We start from the raw sequence: 9,054 nt of genomic DNA on the forward strand, positions 1-9,054 counted from the left end.
GATGTACAAAGGATACTTAATTGATTTAGATGGAACGATTTATCGGGGAAGCGAACCAATTCCAGCAGGGCGCCGTTTTGTTGAGCAATTGCAGAAGCGCAAGGTTCCGTTTTTATTTTTGACCAACAATACTACAAAAACTCCAGAAACAGTAGCGAATCGTTTAGCAAAGGAGTTTTCAATTCATGTCGCACCAGAGACTGTTTATACCGCAACTTTGGCTACAATTGATTACATGAATGATGCAGCCAAAGGCAAAAAAGTCTATGTTATTGGTGAGCCAGGACTAATTGATCCAATTTTGACTGCTGGTTATATTTGGGATGAAGAAACACCAGATTATGTAGTTGTCGGCTTGGATACAGAGGTTACTTATGAGAAATTTGTTACAGCTACGCTGGCAATTCAAAACGGAGCAAGCTTTATTGGAACGAATCCAGATAAAAATATCCCTACTGAGCGGGGGTTGCTACCTGGTGCGGGATCAGTGATTGCAATGATAGAGGCTTCAACGCAACAGAAAGCAATTTATATTGGAAAACCTGAGTCAATAATTATGGATAAAGCGGTAGAAATTTTAGCTATGGACAAAAAAGAAGTCCTAATGGTTGGGGACAATTATACAACAGATATATTGGCGGGGATCAATAACAATATTGATACGCTTTTAGTCTTATCGGGATATACTCAAAAGGCAGATGTATCATCGCTCCCTGTACCGCCTACTTTTCTTGTAGACTCATTAGATGAATGGAATTTCGATGAAAAGTAAATGGTTAGAACGTGGAGGTTTTATCTGTTTCGTTGTCGCCCTACTTACACTAGCAATTACATTGACCATCAATGCGCGTTGGCTCTATCGATTTGATGTAGACTACTTAAATCTACTGGATTATACAAGTCTTTCAAATAAAGAATTAATGCATAATTTTGATCAGTTAATGGGATATTTGAATTTTCCTTGGATAGAAACGCTGGAAATGACAAATTTTCCAGTTTCAGCAAGTGGAGCATTCCATTTTTATGAAGTGAAAAAATTATTTCTTTTGAACTATGTCTTGCTAGTAATAACGATTGTACCAAGCTTTTTTTATTTACGTCATTTAGTTAAGCAACGTCGATTGTGGACGATGATTCAACCTTTTCGTATAGTTATCGGGATTCCAATCGTTCTCGTATTTTTAATGGCAGTAAATTTTGATCGTTTTTTTGTGCTGTTCCACGGTATTTTTTTCAATAATGATGCATGGATTTTTAATCCAGCGACTGATCCAATCATCAATGTTTTACCGGAAACATTTTTTTTACATTGTTTTATTTTATTCTTTGTTTTACTAGAAATTTTTTATTTCTTACCAATCTATTTTGGAAAAAGAGCATTAAAAAAAGAGCGTTAAGCTCTTTTTTTAATGCTCTTATTTGACGATAGAATCAAGCTTACGAGGATGCTCGTGAGCCAAACGACTGGCAGCAGATGCTGCGATCGCTCCTACCAAATCGTCTAGAAATGTGTGGACATGAACACCATCATGTTCGTTCAGTTTTTTTAATATTCCAGGTTTTACTTTGTCGATATAGCCATAATTTGTGAAGCCGATCGAACCATAAACATTCACGATAGAAAGTGCCATAATTTCATCGATTCCATAGAGCCCTTCGTCTTCCTCCAAAATATTTTGCAATGGATAGTCCAATTTTTTCTGTTCAGCCAATTTATCTAGCTCAATCCCAGTGATAATTGCGTTATGAACTTCACGCTTAGTCAACACACGGTTTACACTGTGGATGCATAATTCGATATCCAGCTGGTCAATATAATCTTTTTGTAAAAAGAAAACTAATTCGGCAATATCTTTGATGGTAACACCGCGTTCTTCTAAAAGTTCACGGGCTTTTTGTTCAAGAGCCGTTGTTTCAAATACCATATCTTACCTCCGTTAATATTAAATTTGTGGAAATAGGCTAGTGCTGTGTCCTGGTTGAGTACGATTTTTAGGATTTATATAATGTAGAGCATTATTGACTGCTGTGGGTGCTTCCCCCATACCAGTGGCAATCAATTTTACCTTGCCGTCGTATGTTGCGATGTCTCCGCAAGCATAAATTCCGGGAATTGAAGTACGCATATCTGATTCAACGAGGATAGCCTGTCGTGTACTCTCTAATCCCCAAGAGCGCAAGTGATCTAATGAAGAAGAAAAACCGTAATTGACAATTAAATAGTCCACATTTAATGTAATTGTCTCATCACTTTTTGTCTTTTGTAAAGTCACATCTTCTAAATTTTGTTCCCCATGCAGCTCTTTTAATATATAAGGAGTATAAATGTTTACTGATGAATCTTTTAATTTTTGCACGCTGTGTTCATGCCCACGAAAGTTATCACGTCGATGAATAATGGATACTTCAGAGGCAATTGGTTCCAACATCAATGCCCAATCAATTGCAGAGTCTCCACCACCAGCAATAGCGACTTTTTTACCTGCGTATTTCATCAGATCATTTATGTAATAGTCAATTCCGTGATTTTCCAACAAGTCAGCATTGTCAATCATTAATCGCCTAGGTTGGAATGAGCCATTTCCGATAGCAAGTACAACCGCTTTTGTGTAGTGACTATCCTTAGTTGTTACAAGTTCAAGGAAATCTTCGTGTTGTTTTACTTCTAAAACTTCTTCATCTAAGCAATAGGTGTGTGAAAAAGTCCGTAATTGCTTTTCCAAGTTGCCAATCAGATCTGCGGCTTTTACAATTGGAAATCCAGGAATATCATAAATATTTTTTTCAGGATAAAGAGTCGTCAATTGTCCACCTAGTTGTGGTAAACTATCAATCAACTTTGTCTTCGCTTGACGAATGCCTGCGTAAAATGCCGCGAACATGCCTACAGGCCCCGCTCCAACGATAGTTATATCAAAAATTTCCATAAGAACACCCTTTCTTCTCATCGATTGTATCAAATAAATGAGAGAGAAAGAAATCCTTAGTTTGAAGAGGTGGCAAAATAAGAAAAGTTTGTTATGATGGACTCAGAAAAATAAAGGAGGATTTTGAAGTGACTCAATTTCCACAGTTAAATTTAACCGAAGAAAAAGGACCTAAAGCAACAATCAAAACAAATATGGGAGATATTAAAGTACAATTATTTCCTGAAGAAGCGCCCAAAACAGTTAAAAATTTTGTTGAATTAGCAAAAAAGGGCTATTACGATGGTGTAATTTTTCATCGTGTTATTCCTGATTTTATGATTCAAGGAGGAGATCCCACCGGTACTGGTATGGGTGGTGAGAGTATCTACGGTGAAAAATTTGAAGATGAATTTTCGCGTAATCTCTTTAATCTTCGTGGAGCATTATCAATGGCGAATGCTGGCCCAAATTCTAACGGAAGTCAATTCTTCATCGTAAATAATCAGAATGTTCCTGCGAACATGATGGCACAATTGGAAGAAGCAGGTTTTCCTGGCGAAATTATCGAAACTTACAAACAGGGTGGAACTCCTTGGTTAGACTTCCGTCATACTGTTTTTGGACATGTAACGGAAGGAATGGATGTTGTGGACAACATCGCTTCGGCCAAACGTGGCGCTCAAGACAAACCTGTCCATGATATTGTCATTGAATCAATTGAAATTTCAGATTAAAAAAACGGCCATCGGCCGTTTTTTCTATTTAAGAGCAGAAGCAATTCTTTTCAAGCCCTCTTCAAGTATAACTTTTGGACAAGCAACATTTAAACGCATATGTTGTTTACCCTGAGGGCCATAACTAACCCCCGTATTAAGGACAACCTTTCCTTTATGAACCAATCGTTCCTCAAGTATTTCATCAGAAAATCCATATGCTGAAAAGTCTAGCCATAATAAATAAGTTCCCTCAGGTTTCATAATTCTAGTTTTGGGTAAATGGTTTTGAAAAAAAGTCATTGTGAAGTCTATGTTTGATTGAATATAAGATAGTAACTCAGTTAACCATTCTTCTCCAGTTTGGTAGGCTGCCTGCATTCCAACGAGTCCGAATGTGTTAATTTCTTGTTGAAAGTTTTGCTCCTGCTTGCGAATTAATTGTGCCCGTAATTGCTCGTTTTTTACAAAGGCCAGCGAGTTTTTAATTCCTGCTAGATTAAATGTTTTAGTCATAGAGGTAAATTGTATACTAAAATCACTAAAGGAATCGTCAGCGTTAAAAAAGGAGATCATTTCATTTGGAGAAAAAACCAAATCTTGATGAATCTCATCGCTAAACACTAGGACACCATATTTCCTACAAAGATCTCCAAGCTGTTTCAATTCTTCTTTTCGCCAAACACGACCGCCAGGATTATGTGGGTTACATAAGACCATGGCTTTTACTTTATAATGTTTGAATTTTTCTTCAATATCTCTAAAATCCATAATAAAATGTCCGTCTTTTTCAATTAATTGACTGCGGACTAATTTTCGTTGATTGGTTTTGATGATATTTGCGAAAGGAGGGTAAACGGGATCATGGATCAAGACCACATCATTTGGTTTAGTAAAGGCTTGGACCGCTGTCGCTATCCCGGCTAATACCCCTGGAAAGAAAAGAATATCTTTCTTGTTTAAAATGAGATGATGGTGTTTCGTTTCCCAATCAATAATAGCTGTGTAAAGTTTCTCTGGAATATCTGCATAACCCAGTATTCCATGTTTAAGTAAATTTTGATAAGCGTGTAATACTTCAGCGGGCGCTTTGAAATCCATATCTGCGATCCACAATGGCAACAGCTCTTTTTCTTCATACATGTTAAGAATAGTGTCCCATTTCACGCTGTTGGAACCAAGACGGTCAATTGGTTGATCGAAATTTGTCATACTTCTTCCTCCTACATCCTAACTTCAATTTTATTTATAAATACAGTATAATGAAACATGCGAAAAGAGGGAAATGAATGGAATATAAAATTGGGGACATTATTGAAGGTCAAGTAACTGGAATTCAACCTTACGGGGCATTTATTTCATTAGATGATCATACACAAGGATTAGTCCATATATCAGAGGTGCAGTCTGGATATACTAAAAATATCCATAACTTTTTAGAAATTGGTCAAGTAGTAAAAGTTCAAATTATTGATATAGATGAATATACCAAAAAAATTAGTTTATCTTTGAGAACATTGGCAGAACATCCTGCAGAATCACCCTATCATCGGAAACGTTACTTTACGAATCGAAATAAAAACATCGGCTTTCGTTCATTAGAAAAGAGTATGCCAAAATGGACTAATGAAGCAATAGATTTTCTTTTGAAAGAACGCACTGAAAATTAGCCGTAGTTTTACGCAAAAAATATCTTTTTTTCAGAAAACGTGATACAATAAGAACGATTTACGATTAGCTTTTGCAGAGGTGAAAATTGTGACAAAACAAGTATCTGGAACAATCATGTTGCACTTAGAAGATGGATCGAAACGTTTTTTAGTTCACGAAATAGGAAAAGATAAAGAATTTGCCCGCACTGATACTAAAGCCGAAAATACCGTTTTAGCTAGTTTTTTGAATTTTTTAAAAGCAACATTACATATTAATGTTAACGATATTCGTTTGGTAGAGTTAACAAATACACAATCACATGGAGACAATTTACCACTGTATGTCTTTGAAATGGCTAGTGAAGTGGCTACAGAGTTGCCTGATGGATTTGCTTGGGAAAGCCCAGAAAGCGTAAGGAAAATCCTTGGAACGATTGAAATAGAAGGTGTACCATTATTTGAATAGTTATAAAAAAAGAGCTTATGAAAATAAGTTTCTTTTTTTTTGAAAAAATAGTTGACCGATGGTTGATTAAGTGGTAAATTAATAAACGTTGCTGATACAGTGAAAGACGAACAATGACTCATTGAAATAAAAAAACTTCAAAAAAGTTGTTGACATTCACTCGGTAACCTGTTAAGATATAAAAGTTGCTGAAACAAAGCGACAAACAATGTAGACCTTTGAAAACTGAACGAATAAAACAAACCAAATGTGTAGGGCGTTTCTTTTAATAGAAACAAACAACATAGCAAGCAATATGCTAGCAAGTCAATTTTTACAATTGAGCTGATCAGTCGTAAGACTGTTTCAAACACTTTTTATGAGAGTTTGATCCTGGCTCAGGACGAACGCTGGCGGCGTGCCTAATACATGCAAGTCGAACGCTTTTTCTTTCACCGGAGCTTGCTCCACCGAAAGAAAAGGAGTGGCGAACGGGTGAGTAACACGTGGGTAACCTGCCCATCAGAAGGGGATAACACTTGGAAACAGGTGCTAATACCGTATAACAATAGAAACCGCATGGTTTCTATTTGAAAGGCGCTTTTGCGTCACTGATGGATGGACCCGCGGTGCATTAGCTAGTTGGTGAGGTAACGGCTCACCAAGGCAACGATGCATAGCCGACCTGAGAGGGTGATCGGCCACATTGGGACTGAGACACGGCCCAAACTCCTACGGGAGGCAGCAGTAGGGAATCTTCGGCAATGGACGAAAGTCTGACCGAGCAACGCCGCGTGAGTGAAGAAGGTTTTCGGATCGTAAAACTCTGTTGTTAGAGAAGAACAAGGATGAGAGTAGAATGTTCATCCCTTGACGGTATCTAACCAGAAAGCCACGGCTAACTACGTGCCAGCAGCCGCGGTAATACGTAGGTGGCAAGCGTTGTCCGGATTTATTGGGCGTAAAGCGAGCGCAGGCGGTTTCTTAAGTCTGATGTGAAAGCCCCCGGCTCAACCGGGGAGGGTCATTGGAAACTGGGAAACTTGAGTGCAGAAGAGGAGAGTGGAATTCCATGTGTAGCGGTGAAATGCGTAGATATATGGAGGAACACCAGTGGCGAAGGCGGCTCTCTGGTCTGTAACTGACGCTGAGGCTCGAAAGCGTGGGGAGCAAACAGGATTAGATACCCTGGTAGTCCACGCCGTAAACGATGAGTGCTAAGTGTTGGAGGGTTTCCGCCCTTCAGTGCTGCAGCTAACGCATTAAGCACTCCGCCTGGGGAGTACGACCGCAAGGTTGAAACTCAAAGGAATTGACGGGGGCCCGCACAAGCGGTGGAGCATGTGGTTTAATTCGAAGCAACGCGAAGAACCTTACCAGGTCTTGACATCCTTTGACCACTCTAGAGATAGAGCTTCCCCTTCGGGGGCAAAGTGACAGGTGGTGCATGGTTGTCGTCAGCTCGTGTCGTGAGATGTTGGGTTAAGTCCCGCAACGAGCGCAACCCTTATTGTTAGTTGCCATCATTTAGTTGGGCACTCTAGCGAGACTGCCGGTGACAAACCGGAGGAAGGTGGGGATGACGTCAAATCATCATGCCCCTTATGACCTGGGCTACACACGTGCTACAATGGGAAGTACAACGAGTCGCGAAGTCGCGAGGCTAAGCTAATCTCTTAAAGCTTCTCTCAGTTCGGATTGTAGGCTGCAACTCGCCTACATGAAGCCGGAATCGCTAGTAATCGCGGATCAGCACGCCGCGGTGAATACGTTCCCGGGCCTTGTACACACCGCCCGTCACACCACGAGAGTTTGTAACACCCGAAGTCGGTGAGGTAACCTTTTGGAGCCAGCCGCCTAAGGTGGGATAGATGATTGGGGTGAAGTCGTAACAAGGTAGCCGTATCGGAAGGTGCGGCTGGATCACCTCCTTTCTAAGGAATATTACGGAAACTACACAGGTTGCTTTATTCGTTCAGTTTTGAGAGGTCTACTCTCAAATAAATATTTGGGGCCTTAGCTCAGCTGGGAGAGCGCCTGCTTTGCACGCAGGAGGTCAGCGGTTCGATCCCGCTAGGCTCCATTGATGACGTTGGTCATCAATCGTTCATTGAAAACTGGATACAGAAACAATAATTTAAACAAACCGAGAACACCGCGTTGAATGAGTTTTTTAAATAAGTTCAATTGCTTATTTTTTTCTGATTGGGAAATCTATCGCTAGATGGAACAATCAACCCCCTAACGCAAGTTAGGATAAGGTTAAGTGAATAAGGGCGCACGGTGGATGCCTTGGCACTAGGAGCCGATGAAGGACGGGACTAACACCGATATGCTTCGGGGAGCTGTAAGTAAGCTTTGATCCGGAGATTTCCGAATGGGGGAACCCAGCATCTTTTATAGGATGTTACTTTTCAGTGAATACATAGCTGATTAGAGGTAGACGCAGAGAACTGAAACATCTAAGTACCTGCAGGAAGAGAAAGAAAAATCGATTCCCTGAGTAGCGGCGAGCGAAACGGGAAAAGCCCAAACCAAGAGGCTTGCCTCTTGGGGTTGTAGGACTCCGATATGGTAGTCCAGTGAGATAGTCGAAGGACCTGGAAAGGTCTGCTAGAAAGGGTAAAAGCCCCGTAGACAAAATTTGACTGGCACCTAGGAGGATCCTGAGTACGGCGGAACACGAGGAATTCCGTCGGAATCCGGGAGGACCATCTCCCAAGGCTAAATACTCCCTAGTGACCGATAGTGAACCAGTACCGTGAGGGAAAGGTGAAAAGCACCCCGGAAGGGGAGTGAAATAGATCCTGAAACCGTGTGCCTACAACAAGTTAGAGCCCGTTAATGGGTGATAGCGTGCCTTTTGTAGAATGAACCGGCGAGTTACGATTACTTGCGAGGTTAAGTTGAAAAGACGGAGCCGCAGCGAAAGCGAGTCTGAATAGGGCGAATGAGTAAGTGGTCGTAGACCCGAAACCATGTGATCTACCCATGTCCAGGTTGAAGGTGCGGTAAAACGCACTGGAGGACCGAACCCACGTACGTTGAAAAGTGCGGGGATGAGGTGTGGGTAGCGGAGAAATTCCAAACGAACTTGGAGATAGCTGGTTCTCTCCGAAATAGCTTTAGGGCTAGCCTCAGAGTAAGAATGATGGAGGTAGAGCACTGTTTGGACTAGGGGCCCATCTCGGGTTACCGAATTCAGATAAACTCCGAATGCCATCCATTCATCTCTGGGAGTCAGACTGTGAGTGATAAGATCCATAGTCGAAAGGGAAACAGCCCAGACCACCAGCTAAGGTCCCCAAATAACTATTAAGTGGAAAAGGATGTGG

Annotated in this window: 8 protein-coding genes, 1 tRNA gene and 2 rRNA genes (1 of these 11 running past the window's edge); 8 read left to right on the top strand and 3 right to left on the bottom strand. The window is 40.8% G+C overall.

Annotated elements, in window-relative coordinates; translation table 11 throughout:
* Nucleotide 1 precedes the first annotated feature (1 nt).
* Together J9537_RS03040 and J9537_RS03045 are read left to right on the top strand one after the other, a co-directional pair.
* On the top strand, nt 2-772 hold the full coding sequence (locus J9537_RS03040) for a TIGR01457 family HAD-type hydrolase (protein WP_218256706.1): 771 nt from the start codon (nt 2-4) through the stop codon (nt 770-772).
* On the top strand, nt 762-1,397 hold the full coding sequence (locus J9537_RS03045; RefSeq protein WP_218256707.1) for a TIGR01906 family membrane protein: 636 nt from the start codon (nt 762-764) through the stop codon (nt 1,395-1,397). Before J9537_RS03040 ends, J9537_RS03045 begins: the two co-directional genes overlap by 11 nt.
* 18 nt (nt 1,398-1,415) lie before the next feature.
* Here the strand turns inward: J9537_RS03045 and J9537_RS03050 are convergent, their stop codons facing one another.
* Entirely contained in the window at nt 1,416-1,925 is a 510-nt protein-coding gene (locus J9537_RS03050; RefSeq protein ID WP_218256708.1) for a phosphatidylglycerophosphatase A family protein, read from the bottom strand.
* An 18-nt stretch (nt 1,926-1,943) separates the two neighbouring features.
* Nucleotides 1,944-2,927 carry an NAD(P)/FAD-dependent oxidoreductase gene (locus J9537_RS03055; RefSeq protein ID WP_218256709.1) on the bottom strand — a complete coding sequence of 328 codons (984 nt, stop codon included), beginning with the start codon at nt 2,925-2,927 and terminating at the stop codon, nt 1,944-1,946.
* Between the two features lie 128 nt (nt 2,928-3,055).
* On the opposite strand from J9537_RS03055, the gene J9537_RS03060 reads away from it, so the two are divergent.
* Nucleotides 3,056-3,643: a peptidylprolyl isomerase gene (locus tag J9537_RS03060; protein WP_218256710.1), complete on the top strand. Its 588-nt coding sequence runs from the start codon at nt 3,056-3,058 to the stop codon at nt 3,641-3,643.
* Nucleotides 3,644-3,667: 24 nt separating this feature from the next.
* Here J9537_RS03060 and J9537_RS03065 read toward each other — a convergent pair whose 3' ends face one another.
* Nucleotides 3,668-4,834, bottom strand: coding sequence for a MalY/PatB family protein (locus J9537_RS03065; protein ID WP_218256711.1), 1,167 nt, complete (start codon nt 4,832-4,834; stop codon nt 3,668-3,670).
* Between the two features lie 77 nt (nt 4,835-4,911).
* On the opposite strand from J9537_RS03065, the gene J9537_RS03070 reads away from it, so the two are divergent.
* From J9537_RS03070 to J9537_RS03090, 5 genes are all read left to right on the top strand, one after another.
* Nucleotides 4,912-5,292, top strand: a complete 381-nt coding sequence (locus J9537_RS03070) for a CvfD/Ygs/GSP13 family RNA-binding post-transcriptional regulator (protein WP_218256712.1) — start codon at nt 4,912-4,914, stop codon at nt 5,290-5,292.
* Between the two features lie 85 nt (nt 5,293-5,377).
* Nucleotides 5,378-5,740, top strand: coding sequence for a hypothetical protein (locus tag J9537_RS03075; RefSeq protein ID WP_028020625.1), 363 nt, complete (start codon nt 5,378-5,380; stop codon nt 5,738-5,740).
* A 354-nt stretch (nt 5,741-6,094) separates the two neighbouring features.
* Nucleotides 6,095-7,653: ribosomal RNA gene (locus tag J9537_RS03080) — 16S ribosomal RNA — on the top strand.
* 76 nt (nt 7,654-7,729) lie between these two features.
* Nucleotides 7,730-7,802: transfer RNA gene (locus J9537_RS03085), tRNA-Ala, on the top strand.
* A 177-nt stretch (nt 7,803-7,979) separates the two neighbouring features.
* A 23S ribosomal RNA gene (locus J9537_RS03090) occupies nt 7,980-9,054 on the top strand (it continues 1,838 nt past the right edge of the window).
* Together the 16S and 23S rRNA genes with 1 tRNA gene alongside form the textbook arrangement of a ribosomal RNA operon.

This window comes from Enterococcus raffinosus (genome assembly GCF_019175485.1).
Lineage (GTDB): Bacteria > Bacillota > Bacilli > Lactobacillales > Enterococcaceae > Enterococcus_A > Enterococcus_A raffinosus.

What these genes read in the sequence shown, in the direction of transcription:
- J9537_RS03055 (WP_218256709.1), bottom strand. Translation starts at nt 2,927, where the DNA reads ATGGAAATTTTTGATATAACTATCGTTGGAGCGGGGCCTGTAGGCATG.
- J9537_RS03070 (WP_218256712.1), top strand. Translation starts at nt 4,912, where the DNA reads ATGGAATATAAAATTGGGGACATTATTGAAGGTCAAGTAACTGGAATT.
- J9537_RS03040 (WP_218256706.1), top strand. Translation starts at nt 2, where the DNA reads ATGTACAAAGGATACTTAATTGATTTAGATGGAACGATTTATCGGGGA.
- J9537_RS03045 (WP_218256707.1), top strand. Translation starts at nt 762, where the DNA reads ATGAAAAGTAAATGGTTAGAACGTGGAGGTTTTATCTGTTTCGTTGTC.
- J9537_RS03050 (WP_218256708.1), bottom strand. Translation starts at nt 1,925, where the DNA reads ATGGTATTTGAAACAACGGCTCTTGAACAAAAAGCCCGTGAACTTTTA.
- J9537_RS03065 (WP_218256711.1), bottom strand. Translation starts at nt 4,834, where the DNA reads ATGACAAATTTCGATCAACCAATTGACCGTCTTGGTTCCAACAGCGTG.